Source organism: Shewanella oncorhynchi, assembly GCF_012584455.1.
GTDB classification, from domain to species: domain Bacteria; phylum Pseudomonadota; class Gammaproteobacteria; order Enterobacterales; family Shewanellaceae; genus Shewanella; species Shewanella oncorhynchi.
On sequence record NZ_JABAEB010000002.1, the window covers coordinates 268,962 to 287,485 of the forward strand.

Below are 18,524 nucleotides of genomic sequence, written 5' to 3' on the forward strand. Positions count from 1 at the left end.
CTAATACTAACAAATACATCAGGTGACATATTAACCACAGATATCAGTGCAACACTTTGTATCAATTGTGTTTTATAACTTGAACAGCCTATCTCTCCTCTGTCAACATCTCGTTTCGCTACAGCATAGAAACATAATAACAACATTAAATTCATGGAACCTGATATGCCCTCGCATATACGCCAGTGGCTCGCTCCCATGGAATGCTAAAGCAAAAACACCCCAATGATGATTGAGAATAAGGATATGAAATGAAGAAGTTATCAGGATTACTATTTGTCGGCTGCATTGCCTTGACGGGTTGTGAAGGAAGTACAGATGGTGATTTAACGCCGACGCCACCGACGCCCGATCCCACTCCGCCAGCCTTAGCTGCGGATGTGTGTTATTTAATGAAAACCACGAAAGGCGATATCACACTTGCCATTGACTTAACTAACATGCCAATCACAGGTAAAAACTTTAAGCAGTATGTTGATAAGTCATTCTATAACGGCACCTTATTCCATAGAACCGTTCATAACTTTATGATCCAAGGCGGCGGTTTTACCACTGGGCTCAAAAGCAAACCAGGCGATGCCCCCATCAAGAATGAAGCCGCAGTCGGTATTAGCAACAAACGTGGCACTATCTCCATGGCTCGCACGGATGATCCTAACTCTGCAACATCACAGTTCTTTATCAATGTGTTAGATAATCCACATTTGGATGCGTCTGCGAGTAATTATGGTTATGCCGTGTTTGGCAAAGTGGTCGACGGCATGGATGTGGCGGATCAAATCAGCATAGTACCGACAAAAAACAGCGGTGGTTTTGCTAATACGCCAGTGCAAGAAATCCTGATTAACTCTGTTGCTAAAACAAGCTGCCCTGCTGCTTAAGCATCTAAAAGACGCACAGCTAAACGACATCTAACTAAAAGCAAAAAAGCACTGAAGATTCAGTGCTTTTTCATTTTAAAATCTAATCGATTTTAACGTCTAATCAATTTAAAGCATGAGCTAAACGATTACTCATCCCCTTGGATCTTCCCCACCAAGAGCATAGGCGCCGCATCAATTTTATCGGCGTCCATCATAGTCGCAATACGCTCAACGGCTGAGAGCAATTGGCTCTGCTCCCATTCTTCAAGATTCTGATAACGCTTAATAAAATGATCCTGTAGCGGTTTAGGTGAGTCCTGTAACAGCGCTCGGCCCGCATCACTAAGGTATAAATGCACCTTACGTTTGTCAGTCTCACTGCGCAGACGGATCACTAAACCACGGCCCTCGAGTCGATCGATAATGGTCGTCACCGTCGCAGGGCTCAGCGTAATTTCTTCCGCCACGGTTTTAGCCAATGGCGCATCCAATTGGGCGATTTTCTGCATCACCATCAATTGCGGCCCAGTTAAACCTGAGTGTTTGTTCAGCTGGCGAGAATGAATGTCGATAGCGCGTATCACTCGGCGCAGCGAAATGAGCAGTTGTTCGTACTTTTCCATCGTTCTTTTCATTCTCCCCATTCTAAGCAACGAGTGCACCTTACCAGAAAGCGCGACTGAACTCACCAAGAGGAGGCACTTTTATGGTAAAAGTCCCTTAGATTACAACATGAATTGACGCGATACCGACAACACTAGACGCTCGTCGCTGGTATCTAAGTTCATGCTAGTATCTTCAGCGGCAAGACTGAAATCAAAGCCACTCCAACTGGTCAGATAGGCGATACGGAAATGATTAAAAGATTTGCCACCATCCCATGACCATTTATCCTCATCAAGTGATGTCGAGCGATCGACACTAAAGCGAATATCATGTCCTTCAGCGACACTGACAGTATGGCCAAGCAACATAGTGTAATGCTCACCACCCAAACCAAAGTAATCCCATGTATAGGTCAACTTAGCCTCAGAGTGACCCAGTGAACTATCATATCCTAACTTGCTATACAGCTCAGGATAGTTGTACTCATCGGAAAACGACTCGCCGTGGTAAGTATAATAAGCCAGTCCGACATCGAAACTCAGTTGCTCATTGAGCTGATAAAACTTACCCGCATAGGCATCGAGCTCCAACCAAGTGTCATCGCTGCCCCCAAAGTCGACGTTCGAGGTAAAGCCGCCCACGTACCATCCCGAATCAAAACCGTAATCCAAATTGCCTTGCAGCGCTGGGCCGTTGTCCGTTTGGCTGACACCGTTAAAAGTGTAATCCGACGTCGCCGTCACAGTGGCCGATAATCCGGCATTCGCCACAGTCGACATCAATAACAATCCGCCGGCGACAAGATAAAAACATTTTGATTTCATTATTAATTTTTCCATTAGTTAGCTAGCTCAATTTTAGTAAAGTCGATTTTGTTCTCTTTTGGCGAGCGCTCAATGGCACGAACAGTTTGCAATTGCGTCATCATGATGTAACCAAAACAGCTAAAGATCAGGCCCAGTGCGATTGCACCAACCCATTGAATTTGAAGAAAGTCTAATTGAAACAGTAATGTCAGACTGCAGAGTAAGACTAAGTTAAAACTGACATATTTAAGCTTGCCTAAGCGTTCAATGGTCAGATTAAGATTGTCGGTATACAGGCGCACCAGTGAGTCGAGTGAATTGATTACAAAGGTAATTCCCACAATCACCATCGCCAGATTATAGAAGCCCGAGGTATCTAAGCCATTGGCGCTGTAGTAATAAAGTACAGTGAACCAAATCGCGATGGGGATAGACGGAAACACCATCATGGCCAACAGCACTTGATAGGTTTTCATGCCACCGACAAAGCGCGAGGTAAATTGGCCTATCATAATGCTCCATGCAAACCACCAGAACAGATAAAACTCATGGTAGTCATTAATGGGTAACACAAAATGTTGAATATTGCCGAAGTAGTCACCCAGCATGGCAAAGGTCGTAAAGAACTCGCCCACACTCGAGTCAGCCGATAAAAATGCACTGGCCCACATCATGGCAATCAGGCATAAAAACAACCAAGTGCTCGCCAGACTCAAGATACGCACATAACGTATGCTAGTGCTGGAATACACTGCCGCGGCGATCACCATAAATACGATGAGATAAAAGCTACTGACTATGGTTTCGCCATCGCCTAATTCGGGTAAATACCAAGGCAAATTGCTTAATAACAAATAGGCGGTAAAGGCACAGGTGCCAATAATCACCACATTATTGATGAACTTGACCCAAGGAATATCGAAGAATCTCACCCTAGGCTCAATGACACAAAAATAAAAACAGGTTAAAAAGTAGAAGCTCCAAATCAAGAAGGCCCAGAAGCCAAACTCAATCGCCAGCGGATTACTAAAGCCGTATTCAGGACTCGCCGCCACATTGGCGTAACCCGCAAACTCGATGAGCGGAAACATGATCAAGCCGACATCAAGTCCTGAGGTAAACAGAATCGCGATAAAGGTAAAAGTACGCACAGGCGTCACGCCGATACAGCGAATATTGCCCCAGCGATAAATCACAAACGCAATCGCGGTAAAAGTGAACAGTATCCCTGCGGATAATAACCAAGTCATAATGAGCACTCAGTCCCAGTCGATACAGGGTGTAAGTCGGCATCTGGATATAAACCCATAAAATGTAACTCCATGTTTTTATTTAATAATAAAAACTGAACCATTTTTAAAGGCAACGTTCTGCCCTCAAGCCTTAAATATCGCTACTTAAAAACACTCCGCGATAGTTAAACCCTGATAGATGATCAGTCGTGAAAGCGGTCATTTGCACACTCACTGCGGGCTGACCGACCCTTTAGATAAAATGAATCATGACCCTTTTGAGTCATCAATTAATGAGTCACTCTGAAGAGAGAAGCCGCCAGTCCGTCGATAAGACGGACTGAGCAGGCGTGTTGTTAACTTATGGCGTTAACTTGTCGCAGTACTTCTTTGTGTGGTTTGCCAAGCGTCGGCAACCACAACGGCGGAATCTGCTGGCGCTAACATCTCAGCGTCTAAGATCAGATCCGCGGCGCGCTCAGCCAACATTATGGTCGGCGCGTTCAAATTGCCGTTCGGGATAGTCGGGAAAATAGAAGAATCCACCACCCGTAAATTCTGCAATCCATGCACGCGGGTTTCGGGATCCACCACCGCCATCGCATCCATGCCCATCTTGCACGAACAAGAAGGATGGTAAGCACTCTCAACCGATTGACGCACAAAGGCATCGATTTGCGCATCGGTTTGCACTTGTATGCCGGGTTGAATTTCCTCACCGCGATACTCATCGAATGGCGCTTGATTGATGATCTCACGAGTTAAGCGCACGCAGGCCCGAAAGCCTTCAATATCATCGGGATGCTGTAGGTAATTGAACTGAATTCTGGGCGGCACTTTTGGATCTGCCGACACTAAGGTCACGGCACCACGACTTTTAGGCTTGTTATGGCCCACATGCACCTGAAACCCATGACCCGCAAAGGCTTCTTTGCCATCGTAACGCATAGCCGCAGGTAAAAAGTGGTACTGCAAATCTGGCCACTCCAGACCCGCTTTTGAGCGAATAAAACCACAGGATTCAAAGTGATTCGTGGCCCCTAGGCCAGACTTATCTAAGATCCAACGGGCACCGATTAAGAACTTGCTGAAAGGATCTAGCTTGCCATTGAGTGAAATCGGTTTAAGGCATTTGAATTGGAAATAAAACTCTAAATGATCCTGTAAATTCTGACCAACACCGGGTAACTCATGTTGTAACTCGACCCCAGCATCAGCCAATATTTGGGGATCGCCAATGCCCGACAATTGCAACAAATGCGGCGAACCTATTGAACCTGCAGCTAAAATCACGTCTTTGTTACAACGAATATCTTCAACTTTACCTTTATGTTCAATGCGAACGCCAACGGCCATTTGGCCTTCCAATAACACTTTATGCACTAAGGCATGGGTCACAACCGTGAGGTTACGTCTAGCCATCGCTGGGCGTAAATAGGCATTGGCGGTTGACCAGCGTACGCCTTTTTTGACCGTCATATGCATAGGGCCAAAACCTTCTTGCTGCGCCGCATTATAATCGGCGGTCGATAAATACCCCGCCGCAATGCCCGCATCCATAAAGGCTTGGTACAAGGGGTTTTGCATTTGATTGCCGTTATTCACGCCTAACGGCCCAGACTCACCGCGATACTCATCACCACCAAAGGCCCAGGTTTCCGCCTTCTTAAAGTACGGTAAGCAGTGGCTATAATCCCAATCGGTCGCCCCTTGCGCCTGCCACTCATCAAAGTCCCTGGCATGACCACGGACATACACCATGCCATTGATCGACGATGAACCGCCAAGCACCTTGCCCCGAGGACAATGCATCTTGCGATTATCTAAATACGGCTCAGGCTGCGTCTCAAACTGCCAAGCATATTTAGGGCTGTTCATCGGAATGGATAACGCCGTCGGCATTTGAATAAAGATACTCTTATCACTGCCTCCGGTTTCTAATAACAGCACTTCGTTTTTAGAATCCTTTGACAAGCGATTGGCGAGCACACAACCCGCAGATCCTGCACCAACTATGATGTAGTTATAATATTTTTGCTCTAATGACTGAGTCAAAATGCCTCCTTAAAATGGGCTTTCTAAGGGCTGCAGACCCACATAAACGGCTTTAACTTGGGTGTAATGCTTGAGTGTCTCGCTACCGTTTTCACGGCCAATACCCGACAACTTATAGCCACCCACAGGCATTTCGGCTGGCGAGGCGCCATAAGCATTGATCCAGCAAATACCCGCCTGTAACTGATGAATGACCCTATGGGCACGGCTGATATCTTGGGTAAACACCCCAGCGGCTAGGCCCATGGCGGTATTGTTTGCCCGAGCAATCACTTCGGCTTCATCTTTAAAGGTAAGCACGGACATTACAGGGCCAAATATTTCCTCTTTACAGATGCGCATCTCGTCGGTGCAATGGGTGAAAATCGTCGGGGCAACAAAGTAACCATTGGGAGCATTTTCAGGTGTTAATGCTGTGCCACCGGTGAGCAGAGTTGCGCCGTCATCGATACCTTGCTGAATATAATCGAGTACTTTTTGCTGGTGATCTTTGGAGATCAAAGCGCCAAAGTTAGTCTCTGGCGCCATAGGATCGCCCACCACAATATTGGTTTGAGTACGCATAAGCAGTTTTTCGATAAAGCGTGGATAAACCGACTCATGGACAAACACCCGCGTCCCATTGGTACAGACTTCACCTTGGGTATAGAAGTTACCGAGCATGGCACCTGAAACCGCATTGTCGATATCAGCATCATCAAACACGATAAGCGGTGATTTACCACCGAGTTCCATAGTGACGTCTTTTAATGAACTTGCCGCCGCGGCCATGACTTTTTTACCGGTACCGACTTCACCCGTGAAGGACACTTTGGCAATATCCGGATGTCCCGTTAACCAAGCGCCGACCTTGCCGTCACCCATGACGACATTAAATACGCCATCGGGCAGACCCGCCTCACTTAAGAGTTGCGCTAATTTCAGTGCGCCAAGCGGCGTTTCTTCCGAAGGTTTAAAAATCATCACATTGCCGCTAGCTAAGGCAGGTGCGGCCTTCCAACAGGCGATTTGTAATGGGTAATTCCACGCGCCAATGCCAGCACAAATGCCTAAAGGCTCACGGCGGGTGTAATAAAAATCCCCACCGACTTGCTGCTGCGCGCCTTCAAGCCCAGGGGCAATATGGGCGAAAAACTCGATAGCATCTGCGCCTGTGACCACATCAACCACTGAGGCTTCTTGCCAAGGTTTACCTGTGTCGCGCACTTCGATTGCCGCGAGTTCATCATTACGAGCACGCAATAATGCGACCGCCTTTAACAGAATGCGACTGCGTTCAGTGGCGCTCATGGCAGACCAAATCGCAAAGCCTTTTTTGGCGCTCTCGATGGCCGCTTGCTGAATTTTTTCATCGGCCACTTGCACTCGATACGCCAATTGCCCAGTAGCAGGATTGACGACGTCGAAGGTTTCGCCGCTGTCGTTAGCGAGCAGCTGACCCGCAATAAAGTTGTACTGTACTTCTACTGACATGTTTTGACTCCATGCTGCTTTATCACATTGTGGATAAAGGTTTTGCATAATTTTTCGGCCTGAACAAAATCCTGCTCAGGGGTTTCACTTAAGGCGCTGCGTAACCAGAATCCATCGATCATCGCCGCCGTTTGCTTAGCAGCCATCAGGGCAAACTCTTTGGGCAACACGTGCCGAAAGGAAAAATGTAAGTTGCTGTATAAGCGGCGACTATTGATATTCTGCAAACGGGCTAACTGGGGATCGTGGACGGCCTGTGCCCAAAAACTCAACCAAGTGTGAGTGACATTTCGCGAGCGCTGTAACTCGGTAAAATTCGCTTCAACTATCATCATTAAGCGCTCTATTGGCGCCAACACTTGTCCTTGGATTCGATTGAGCAACGCTTGCTTTAACTGCTCAAGCAAGTGGCGCAGCGTCGCTTGGATTAAGCCCTGCTTACCACTGAAATAATGACTGATGATCCCCGACGACATCCCCGCCAACTGACTAATGCTGTTGATGGTCGTGTGCTGCAATCCATGCAAGGCAACCGATGCTAATGTCGCATCGATAAGCTGCTGTCTGCGTATCAATTTCATTGCGGCTTTAGGCATAAATACTCAAGGAATAACCACTCTCTCAATACTCTGAACGACGTTAATTGAACGTTCAATTAACAATCATGATAATGATTAGTGATGTAACTATCAACCTAAAATAGCACAGTGACAAAGCTCACAAGTTAGTTATGTAAAAAAGAATTAATGTGTAAAAACAAGTTAAATGTATAGATTTCTTTGACTTACGGCCCTACCACAACCACAGCAGCACGCATAAATTAATATTAGATATCAAACTAATTAATTGGAGTTGATGCTACAAATGAGAGTATTAATGAGGTTTAACCTCTGTTAGATTTAACAATTGAGCCGTCAAACTCTGGATAAGAAAGTGGGATAAAAAGTAAACGAAAAATGCACAGAAATGATGCATCACCAGGGGCGCTAACAACGCTAAAAAAACCATATCGTACGCCAACACTAATACCCGTCATAAAAGTCCGAAATTTAGTTACCCAGTTCCAACTTTAGTGGGAAATTACCCTCAGATAAGCGCCGAACTCGATCAAGCTCACACTTTCACTACCTCCGAATTGGTAGCTTGATCACCAGAAAAGAACACAACTTAATCTTTACAAGCAAATAGGTGGATTTTATGGCTGCTAAATTTTTTATTCCTTCTGTCAACGTATTAGGCCAAGGCGCAGTGGATGATGCTATCGGTGACATCAAAACCTTAGGCTTTAAACACGCACTCATAGTGACAGATAAACCCTTAGTCAAGATTGGCTTAGTGGGTGAAGTGGCCGAAAAACTCGGTCAAAATGGTATTACCTCCACCATCTATGATGGTGTACAACCTAACCCAACCGTGACGAACGTCGAAGCGGGTTTAGCCCTGTTAAAAGCCAACAAGTGTGACTTTGTGATTTCACTCGGCGGCGGCTCACCCCATGATTGCGCCAAAGGTATCGCCCTTGTTGCCACCAACGGTGGCAGCATCAAAGACTACGAAGGGTTAGATCAATCCGCGAAACCACAGTTGCCGTTAGTGGCCATTAATACGACGGCAGGTACTGCCAGTGAAATGACGCGCTTCTGTATCATTACCGACGAAGCCCGCCACATTAAAATGGCGATTGTCGATAAACACACCACGCCTTTGCTGTCGGTCAACGACCCTGAGTTAATGCTGAAAAAGCCTGCGAGCCTAACTGCCGCAACAGGTATGGATGCACTGACTCACGCGGTTGAAGCCTATGTGTCTATTGCAGCGAACCCAATCACCGACGCCTGTGCGATCAAGGCTATGGAATTGATTCAAGCTAACTTAGTCAACGCAGTTGAAAACGGTCAAGACATCAACGCCCGTGAACAAATGGCCTACGCCCAGTTCTTAGCAGGTATGGCGTTTAACAATGCCAGCTTAGGTTATGTGCATGCGATGGCGCACCAATTAGGCGGTTTCTACGATCTGCCCCACGGCGTGTGTAACGCTCTGCTGCTGCCACATGTGCAGGAATACAACGCCCAGGTCGTCCCTGCTCGCTTAAAAGACATTGCCAAGGCTATGGGTGTCGATGTGTCTGCGATGACAGATGAGCAAGGTGCTAGTGCGGCGATAGCGGCAATCAAAAAACTGTCTGTTGCGGTTAAGATCCCAGAAAACCTGACCTTGTTAGGCGTGAAAGCGGAAGATATTCCAACACTTGCGGATAACGCGTTAAAAGATGCCTGTGGATTCACCAATCCAAAACAAGCGACCCATGCGGAGATCTGTCAGATCTTCACTAATGCGCTGTAATTGTGCGCAGTAATCGCCATACCTTACCAATCGCAAGTTATCGCACTGTAATCGTGCGCTAACTTGCTGGATAACGACTTATTGTCCTGCTAGTGCGTAAACACGACTTCATCCTCCAATGAATTCGTTTTAGGCTCCAATAGTGCACAGATTATTGCTGCACTATTGGGGCCTTTTTTACACCTGTATCAACAAGATGGTGAGGTAAGTTACTATCTTAAAAATTGAGTAACAAAAACCAACATAAAACTCAGTGTCTATGCACCTTTGCACTGACAAAACACTCACAAATCAGCATATTCAAGAAGAAAGGATCTGAACCTAAAATATTCATAGCAAAATGATATAAAAAACGTGATCTCTGTGGGTTACAGACTGTTACAGATCCGATAAGATGGCCCCAGTTCGCTTTTTCCCTGCAAAAGATGAAGCCAGCTGAGAGGCCCGTTCTAACGAATGGGCCTCTGTCCATTCTACCTTCTGCATTTCCTCTGCGACAACTTATGCTGCCACTTACTCATATAGCTCCCATCAAAGTTTAATTAACCTATTTACTCCGCTGTTCGCTCTTTTTATCAATAAGACTTACTGACGACCAAGTTGTTGCTTTATTAATCAGTAATTCAGCAAAAGCGAAACTTCACCCAAAACTGAGATCTAGCACAAAGTTATTGGCATAAAACTCATGCTAAATAGAGACATGACAGATTAAGTAAATGGTTAATTTTCATGCAGTAACTATCCTTCTCCGTCAAAAAACATCAAGGCTATATAGACTTAATTAATGATTGACCGAATTCAAAAACGATGCCTATGATGGCAACAATATCCTCGAACAGGTAGGTACGCTATGACTGCAATCACCCATGTATATAACTACACAGTTAGATGTCCACATTACAAAGATCCTGAACATCCCGTTACTTGGTTAAATCATATTGAAATGAACCAGTCCTGTGAGATCGCGTTAAATCGCATCACTAAATGGCACGAGCTTTCTGGGGAAAAAACCTTCGAAACGAATAAGTTTGTGGTTCGTAAAGCCGAAAATGAAGATGCTTACTTCTCAATGCAGAGTGACAGACTCAAAAATGACGGCCATGCCTTAGTCACCTTTAAAATCTTTTTAGACGATTGCTGTGACGATGCGGCGCCAGAAGAAATCATGCAGCACCTGATTGAAGACTATCAACAACGCTTAGCCAAACTCGAATAATCTTTGCAGTATTATTTAGCGACCTTAGACGCCAGTGCGCAAAACGCCACTGGCGTTTTTATTTGTCGAGTTCGATAACTCAACCCACGACGTCATTTAATGCTCTTAGTTTCGCTCACTCGGTTGATACTCGAACAGAAACATTGCAACGGCGACTCAGCAGATAATGTCGCCATAGCGTGATTCAGCTCAAGATCTGTTATATTGTCCCGAATGTCATTTAGCACAGTAAAAATGGCAAGGCCCAGTAAATTGAGTTACGAACTTAAATTGAGGATTAGCATCACAATGAATAAAGCGACGCTCATTATTATTCCTTTATTACTCGCTACATCCGCCTGTGCGGATTTAAAGGACGCAGGCCGTGCCATCGGCACAACGACTAAAGAAGTCACCACTGAGATAGGCCACGCGACTCGAGACACGACAAAAGCCATAGGTCATGCTTCACGCGATGCGGTCAAATCGGTAAAAGAAGATTTAACCAAAGACTAATGACAGTGACGCCTAGGCGTCACTGCTCATTTTAAGCATCTTATACATTTAAGCATCACGCATTTTAAGCGCTACGCCCCTTAAGCCGCATTCGCCCGAATACCATGGGGCACGGGCAATCCTTGGGCATTCACATGCACAAACACCATCTTATCTATACTCACCACTGGCGCCTGCGTCATCTTATTGCGTACTTGACAGCTCACGGTAATCGAACTGTGGCCGAGACTAACGAGCTCCAGACCAAACTCAATCACATCTCCTTGATGCGCTGGCGTCATAAAGTTGATTTCAGAAATCAGCTTAGTCACATGACTGGTGCTCTTCATCTGGCAGGCAGCAAAAATAGCGGCCTCCTCATCTATCCAACTGAGCAACTGACCGCCAAACAGGGTATTTGCTGGATTTAAATGTTCAGGTTTAACTAAACGGCGACTGTAATATTTCATGGCGGTGACCTCAATGTGAATGCCAATAATCAGCTTTAATGCACTGTAACTTCCCGTAATATTCAGAGCATTATTCAGGCCACATTTGATAGCTATTAAATAACAATGAGATAGCAATAAGTTGCTGTAAAATAATCCGATTATTGCACCAAGTCGTATCAGAGTTGCACCATATTAATCAGCGCAATAGTGAACCAATAAGCAAAAAAATAGCGACTCATAGAGTCGCCAAGCTAAGGCAAGCAAAAACTTACAGGGTAGGAAGTTAAGTCACAAGGTTTGACTTAAAAACCCGCGCAGCACATGTAGGCGAACTGTACGGGGACAACAGCTGCAAAGCAGCTAAACACAGGCTTACGGGTAACACTCTTTCATACTCAACTCGAGATTTAAGCTGCAAGCTCGGTAACTCATCACAGTCCGCTCTTGACCTCTATTTCGAGTTTTTAACCACGCCTCACCAGATACATCAGCATAAGGCGTGCTAAGGATTAATCCACAATCACAATGGATCATCCTAAGCGCTTCTACTGCTTAAAACTGTTCTTCTTCGGTAGACCCAGTCAGTGCAGTCACTGAAGAATGGCCACCTTGAATAACCGTAGTCACTTGGTCGAAATAACCTGTGCCCACTTCCTGTTGATGCGCCACGAAGGTGTAACCTTTCTTCGCTGCTGCAAACTCAACTTCTTGAACTTTTTCAACATAATGCTTCATACCTTCGCCACGAGCATAGTCGTAAGCGAGGTCGAACATGTTGTACCACATGTTGTGGATGCCGGCTAAAGTGATGAACTGGTACTTGTAGCCCATGTCTGACAATGCTTGTTGGAAGCGCGCGATAGTAGCGTCATCCAGATTTTTCTTCCAGTTGAACGAAGGCGAACAGTTATAAGCAAGCAGTTGATCTGGGTACTGAGCATGAATCGCTTCAGCAAAAACACGCGCTTCTTCAAGATCCGGTTTAGCGGTTTCACACCAAATCAAATCCGCATAAGGGGCATAAGCAAGACCACGAGAAATCGCTTGGTCAAGACCGGCTTTAACACGGTAGAAACCTTCATTGGTACGCTCGCCAGTCACAAAATCACGATCGTATGGGTCGCAATCTGAAGTTAACAAATCGGCCGCGTTAGCATCGGTACGGGCGATAACCAGCGTATCGACACCGCTCACGTCCGCTGCTAAACGTGCAGCAACCAGCTTTTGTACCGCTTCTTGGGTTGGCACTAATACTTTGCCACCCATATGGCCACATTTTTTCACTGAAGCTAACTGATCTTCAAAGTGAACACCGGCAGCGCCCGCGTCGATCATCGACTTCATCAGTTCGAAGGCATTTAATACGCCGCCAAAGCCCGCTTCTGCGTCAGCAATAATTGGCAGAAAGTAATCAACAAATTTTTCATCTTCTGGATTAACGCCATTGCCCCACTGAATTTGGTCAGCGCGACGGAATGAGTTATTGATGCGTGACACCACAGCTGGCACTGAGTTAGCTGGATATAAAGATTGATCTGGGTACATAGTGCCGGCTAAGTTAGCATCGGCTGCCACTTGCCAACCTGAAAGGTAAATCGCTTCGATACCCGCTTTCGCCTGTTGTACCGCTTGACCACCCGTTAACGCACCCAGTGAATTCACATAGCCTTTTTTAGCGCCACCGTTAACCAATTCCCATAACTTAGCAGCACCGCGCTTAGCGATAGTATTCTCAGGCACGATTGAACCGCGAAGTGCAACCACTTCTTCTGCGGTATAAGGACGACGCACGTGTTTCCAACGTGGGTTTTCAGCCCAATCTCGCTTGATTGCATCAATCTGTTCTTGACGTGAAGTCTGAGTCGTTGCCTTAGTCATAGTGTCGCTCCTTTCTCTTTGATGTTGTAGCTATCATGAAACTGCCCCCCAGTTTCACTCTGCTAAATGGTTTGGTTGGCGGTAGCCCCGCCACAGCTAAATCTGGTTTACCTAAAACGGTTCAAGCAAATGAGTTCATTCTAAGCTGTCAGCATTTCGTAACCGGGTAAGGTTAAGAAATCGACCAGCTCGTCGGAGGTGGTAATGTCTTCAAGCAACACCGCTGCTTGGGTGAATTTGCCATGGGTGAATCTGTCGCTACCCACTTCTTTTTTCACGTTCGACAGCTCTTCAACCAACATGTCTTTAAAGAGTTGTTTGGTCACTAATTTGCCGTTTGACAGCGACTTACCGTGTTGGATCCATTGCCAAATTGAGGCTCTAGAAATCTCAGCCGTAGCCGCATCTTCCATTAAGCCGTAAATAGGTACACAACCGTTGCCGCTGATCCACGCCTCTAAATACTGCAGGGCGATACGAATGTTCAGACGCATCCCTTGTTCAGTGCGCTCACCATCGCAGGTTTTAAGTAACTCACTAGCCAGAATTGGCGCGTCTACATCACGGGTAATATGTAATTGATTACAGTGATCTTGGCCTATGTATTCGTTGAAAATCCCCATAGCGGTGTCGGCAAGGCCAGGGTGCGCGACCCAAGTGCCATCGTGACCGTTACGCGCCTCAAGCTCTTTATCCTTACGCACCCGCTGCAATACCGCTTCGTTCTGAGCAGGATCTTTAGCAGGAATAAAGGCTGCCATGCCGCCCATCGCTAAGGCACCGCGTTTGTGGCAGGTCTTAATCAAGAGTCTTGAATAAGCGCTTAAGAAAGGCGTATCCATAGTGACGGCTTGGCGATCCGGTAAGACTCGGTCGCTATGACGTTTTAATGTTTTGATATAGCTGAAGATGTAATCCCAACGACCACAGTTCAGTGCGACGATATTGGAACGTAGTTCATAGAGAATTTCGTCCATTTCAAACACGGCAGGCAAAGTCTCAATCAAACAAGTACATTTAATCGTGCCCGCTTGCAGACAAAACCTTTCCTCAACAACAGCAAACACTTTTGCCCACCAGCGCGCTTCAATATGACTTTCTAACTTAGGAATATAAAAATATGGACCACTGCCCTTGGCCAAAAGTTGGCGATAGTTGTGGTAGAAATACAGTGCGAAATCAAACAGTGAGCCAGGAATCGCTTTGCCATTAAACTGCACGTGTTTTTCTTTAAGGTGCAGACCACGAACGCGGCAAATAAGCACTGCAGGATTTGGTCCTAATTTATAGTGCTTACCCGTGTCCGGTGCTGTGTACTCAATATCACCACGCACGGCATCACGTAGATTGATCTGGCCTTCGACGACTTTTTCCCAGCTTGGTGCTAAAGAATCTTCGAAATCGGCCATAAACACTTTGGCATTGGCGTTGAGTGCGTTAATCACCATCTTACGTTCAACGGGACCTGTGATTTCTACGCGGCGGTCAAGCAAGTCATCGGGAATACCGCGAATTTGCCATGCACCATCACGAATAGCTCGGGTTTCAGGCAGAAAGTCAGGTAATGATCCTTTATCAATACGTGCTTGTTTATCTTTACGTTTAGCGAGTAAGGCAGGTACTTCGTCGGCAAATTCACGACAAAGGGATTCGAGTAAGGCGACAGCCCCTTCGGTAAATATGACTTCTTGGCCTGGAATGTCACGACCCACAATATTAAGCGTGGCGTTTGCTGTAGCTTTACCCAGTGTCGAATTCAATTGCTGTTCACTCAAAGTGTGTTCCGTCATCTTGATGCCCTCCCAAGAGGCTCCACTATCACAGGCTTAGCGCTGACATATAAAGCAGTAGCATCCACAATCACCGCTGCTTATAAACTCACCAAAAAACCATCAAATGTTTGTTTCGAACTAAAACTTACCGACAAACGTTTGTATTTGCAACAGTCCAAGATTGACAAAAACATGCATTAACCTAAGTAAAAACCATGCTAAAATTGGTCTGACCAAACAAAAAATAAACAACAAATAACTGATAAACATGCAATTAAACATTTTAATCACATATGACAATTGCAGTTAAATGAAACTTGTCAGACAACTTTACCAATCAATACGCAAAGTAATTAATTACGTAATTAAATAACTAACAGTAAACTTATTATTACATCATTTTTAATCTATTAGACCTAAGTAGAAAATGCTCAATGTTTTGAACTAACCTAGAGGTAAGTCAGATAAATTCATATAAATCATAATGATAAAGACTGTTGCCATTGCCACAAATTAAAACAACCGTTTCATTTTGACGTTTACGTAAACGAAATAAGTGTCATGTGCGATTCAAACTAAGTACCAGGTTGCGTTTCCCGATCAACAAGGTGGGATGTGATGGTTAACTCAAAAATAAATCACTTTTTTATAAAAAAAATGAAACAAATTTGACATTACAGCGGGATGGAACTTAGACGCGACTTTTTATGAAGCTTTTCTCCTGCGAGAACCCATATCTTACTTCCTCAAATACATGCCTTTTCGTAACACTTATTCGCAGCACTGCACATTTCAACCACGACATCTGAAACATATGTTGCCAACTTAAATGCAAATCATTACTATTCGCGACCTATTTATTTGGGGGAACCATTAATGAAATTATTTCGTTTGTCACTAACTGCACTCGCCTGCCTTTCCGTTTTATCGCAAACTGCATCCGCCGAAGCTAACTCGGTATCAGCAAATACTGAAGCCAACGTTGAGCGCATCACGGTTTATGGCAGACAAAACTCAGTGGTGAAAAATTCAGGGCTAGCGACTAAATCCGACATGTCTCTCATGGAAACACCCGCTGCAGTTGTAATTGTTGACCAAGAACTGATCGAAACCCAAGGTACAGATAATCTGCAAGACTTGATCCGTAACATCAGTGGTGTGACTCAAGCGGGTAATAACTATGGCATCGGTGACAACATAGTCATCCGTGGTTTAGGCGCAAATTACACCTATGACGGTATGTATGGCGGTGCTGGCCTAGGAAATACCTTCAACCCCACGCGCTCTTTAACCAACGTTGAATCCGTAGAAGTATTAAAAGGCCCAGCGACTGGACTCTATGGCATGGGGAGTGCTGGCGGCGTCATCAATTTAATTGAGAAAAAACCGCAATTCGAGTCAAAAAACAAATTTACCGCCGAAGTTGGGCAATGGGATACCTACTCTCTTGCTCTGGATAGCACGGGCGGCCTGAGTGATGATGTCGCCTACCGTTTAGTGGCCAAATCCGGCCGCAGTGATGGCTATCGCGATATAGGTACAGACAGAGACGAAATCTATGGTGCCTTAAAATGGGTGTTAAGTGATAGCCAAGATGTAATGCTTTCAGGTGCTTACATCAAAGATGCTATCGCCGTTGACTCTATTGGCCACCCGATTCGGATTTACAATGCTGATTCAGTCGGCGGTAAGAGCGCGGGAGAGGTCACTTGGCAGGATTTGATCAACGATCCAAGTGGTAAGGGTCTACAACTGACCGATGCACAGCGTCAGCAGTTAGCGGCCTCGTTGTCAGGCGCTGATGGCTTAAGGCCCTATTCGTTTGGTGATGCAGGGCTGATTTCGCCCATGGCGAAGGACAATGAAGGCGAAGAGTTAAGATTTAAACTAACCCATAATATTTACTTCAACGATAATCTGTTTCTTAATCAGCAATTACAGTATCGCGACTACACTTCAGGCTTCGCCCGCCAAACAGGTGCTTATAACTACGTCTACTGGAAACAAGGCAAAAACCCGATCAACACTGATCCCCGCGCGCCATTAGTTGAAAACGGCGAACTTTATCCTTTTGCTGCAAGACGTCAGGAATACCGTAAAGTGGATGCCGACGAGACTTCGTGGCAGTACTTTGCCGATCTACGTTATGATTTCCAGCTCGGCGCTGTCGACAATGAATTGCTACTCAATGCCAACTATGAAGATCGTAATATTCGTTTCCAACAATATTCTATCTACGATGCGGATCAAATCTTTAAAAACAAAGATGGCAAAATCATTTACCAAGGATCTCTGCCTTATATATACGACATCCGCAATCCTAATTGGGGCACAGGTAAATTCGAGGACTATGACCCACTCAAAACCGCTAACTATGACAAAAAAGTCAGCGCTTGGGGCGTAGGCTTACAACATGTCAGTTATCTGCCATACGGCTTTACCACACGTATTGGTGTTGCCTTTAATGAAATTAAACAAGCCTATGAGCACTTTGGTGTTGATCCACGCTATAGCACTAGCCAATCCCAAGCGACACCAGAAGCTGATACCACAGATAACGGTATGACCTATAACCTAGGATTAACCTACATGCCGATTGAGGATTTATCATTTTTCATCAACCATTCTAAAGGGCGAACCGCTTACAGTGTACTTGATGCAGTAAAAGATAATGCTACCGACCGAGATGATTCAGAATCGATTAGTAATGATTTAGGCATGCGCTTTAAAGCATTTGAGGATCAATTACTTGGCTCACTGGTATTCTTTAAAAGCTCGCGTACTAATGTCGCCTATAACAACCCTGATTATACCAATGGCATATTAACCCCTAATATTCCCGTGTATTTTTACGATGGCAGCGAAGATACTCAGGGGGTCGAACTCGATCTCAATGCCCACCTGAATGATCAATGGCGCGTTAACCTTAATGGCATGTACCAAGATGCAAGGGATAAGCAAAACCCGAATGACGTCGCAAATTACGACAGCCGTCAAAAAGGTGTGCCTTATGTCACCGCCAGTGCTTGGGTTACCTATGGCGCGGATTGGTTTAGATTATCAAGCCCAATCGAGCTGAGCCTTGGTGCAAAATTTGTCGATGATCGCAGTACGCACTCAAGCTCATTTGGTATTCCAGACGGTTACGTGCCTAGCTATACCGTCGTTGACTCGGCAGTAAGCTACAACGCGGATTCTTGGAAAATCCAGCTGAACATCAATAACCTTTTCAATAAAGACTATTACAGTAAAGCCATGTTCCTCGGAGGTATGCCGGGTGAAGAACGCAACGTCAAACTGCAATACAGCTATAGCTTTTAACACCTAAACATCAGCGTTAAATTTGATGTT

Annotated in this window: 14 protein-coding genes; 5 read left to right on the forward strand and 9 right to left on the reverse strand. The window is 45.4% G+C overall.

Translation table 11 applies throughout. The annotated features are described in order from the left end of the window. Positions 1 to 251 precede the first annotated feature (251 nt). Positions 252 to 881, forward strand: a complete 630-nt coding sequence (locus HGO26_RS03420; protein ID WP_168823339.1) for a peptidylprolyl isomerase — start codon at positions 252 to 254, stop codon at positions 879 to 881. Between the two features lie 128 nt (positions 882 to 1,009). On the opposite strand, the gene HGO26_RS03425 is transcribed toward HGO26_RS03420, so the two are convergent. The 6 genes from HGO26_RS03425 to betI all read right to left on the reverse strand — a co-directional run bounded on the left by HGO26_RS03425 (position 1,010) and on the right by betI (position 7,631). Next, complete coding sequence (locus tag HGO26_RS03425) at positions 1,010 to 1,486, reverse strand: MarR family winged helix-turn-helix transcriptional regulator (protein ID WP_006080852.1); 477 nt, start codon at positions 1,484 to 1,486, stop codon at positions 1,010 to 1,012. A 102-nt stretch (positions 1,487 to 1,588) separates the two neighbouring features. Next, complete coding sequence (locus HGO26_RS03430) at positions 1,589 to 2,293, reverse strand: TorF family putative porin (RefSeq protein ID WP_168823341.1); 705 nt, start codon at positions 2,291 to 2,293, stop codon at positions 1,589 to 1,591. A gap of 14 nt (positions 2,294 to 2,307) precedes the next feature. Beyond that, positions 2,308 to 3,525: a BCCT family transporter gene (locus HGO26_RS03435; protein WP_168823343.1), complete on the reverse strand. Its 1,218-nt coding sequence runs from the start codon at positions 3,523 to 3,525 to the stop codon at positions 2,308 to 2,310. A gap of 351 nt (positions 3,526 to 3,876) precedes the next feature. Next, the gene (gene betA / locus HGO26_RS03440) at positions 3,877 to 5,562 is read right to left on the reverse strand and encodes a choline dehydrogenase (protein WP_168823352.1); all 1,686 of its coding nucleotides are present in this window, start codon (positions 5,560 to 5,562) and stop codon (positions 3,877 to 3,879) included. Between the two features lie 9 nt (positions 5,563 to 5,571). Continuing rightward, entirely contained in the window at positions 5,572 to 7,035 is a 1,464-nt protein-coding gene (gene betB, locus HGO26_RS03445; RefSeq protein ID WP_168823354.1) for a betaine-aldehyde dehydrogenase, read from the reverse strand. Further along, on the reverse strand, positions 7,026 to 7,631 hold the full coding sequence (betI, locus tag HGO26_RS03450; protein WP_168823356.1) for a transcriptional regulator BetI: 606 nt from the start codon (positions 7,629 to 7,631) through the stop codon (positions 7,026 to 7,028). Before betI ends, betB begins: the two co-directional genes overlap by 10 nt. Positions 7,632 to 8,232: 601 nt before the next feature. Between betI and yiaY the strand changes: the two genes are divergently transcribed. From yiaY to HGO26_RS03465, 3 genes are all read left to right on the forward strand, one after another. Further along, positions 8,233 to 9,381 (forward strand): L-threonine dehydrogenase, encoded by a 1,149-nt coding sequence (yiaY, locus tag HGO26_RS03455; RefSeq protein ID WP_028760717.1) that lies wholly within the window; start codon positions 8,233 to 8,235, stop codon positions 9,379 to 9,381. Between the two features lie 850 nt (positions 9,382 to 10,231). Further along, on the forward strand, positions 10,232 to 10,597 hold the full coding sequence (locus HGO26_RS03460; RefSeq protein ID WP_028760718.1) for a hypothetical protein: 366 nt from the start codon (positions 10,232 to 10,234) through the stop codon (positions 10,595 to 10,597). 288 nt (positions 10,598 to 10,885) lie between these two features. Then, positions 10,886 to 11,092 carry a hypothetical protein gene (locus HGO26_RS03465; protein WP_028760719.1) on the forward strand — a complete coding sequence of 69 codons (207 nt, stop codon included), beginning with the start codon at positions 10,886 to 10,888 and terminating at the stop codon, positions 11,090 to 11,092. Positions 11,093 to 11,172: 80 nt separating this feature from the next. Here the strand turns inward: HGO26_RS03465 and HGO26_RS03470 are convergent, their stop codons facing one another. The 3 genes from HGO26_RS03470 to aceB form a co-directional block, all read right to left on the reverse strand. Next, positions 11,173 to 11,541 (reverse strand): acyl-CoA thioesterase, encoded by a 369-nt coding sequence (locus HGO26_RS03470; protein WP_006080843.1) that lies wholly within the window; start codon positions 11,539 to 11,541, stop codon positions 11,173 to 11,175. 534 nt (positions 11,542 to 12,075) lie between these two features. Next, positions 12,076 to 13,401 (reverse strand): isocitrate lyase, encoded by a 1,326-nt coding sequence (gene aceA / locus HGO26_RS03475; RefSeq protein ID WP_028760720.1) that lies wholly within the window; start codon positions 13,399 to 13,401, stop codon positions 12,076 to 12,078. Between the two features lie 140 nt (positions 13,402 to 13,541). After that, positions 13,542 to 15,191, reverse strand: coding sequence for a malate synthase A (aceB, locus tag HGO26_RS03480; RefSeq protein ID WP_105249792.1), 1,650 nt, complete (start codon positions 15,189 to 15,191; stop codon positions 13,542 to 13,544). An 858-nt stretch (positions 15,192 to 16,049) separates the two neighbouring features. Between aceB and HGO26_RS03485 the strand changes: the two genes are divergently transcribed. Then, complete coding sequence (locus tag HGO26_RS03485) at positions 16,050 to 18,494, forward strand: TonB-dependent receptor (protein WP_168823358.1); 2,445 nt, start codon at positions 16,050 to 16,052, stop codon at positions 18,492 to 18,494. Positions 18,495 to 18,524: the final 30 nt, after the last annotated feature.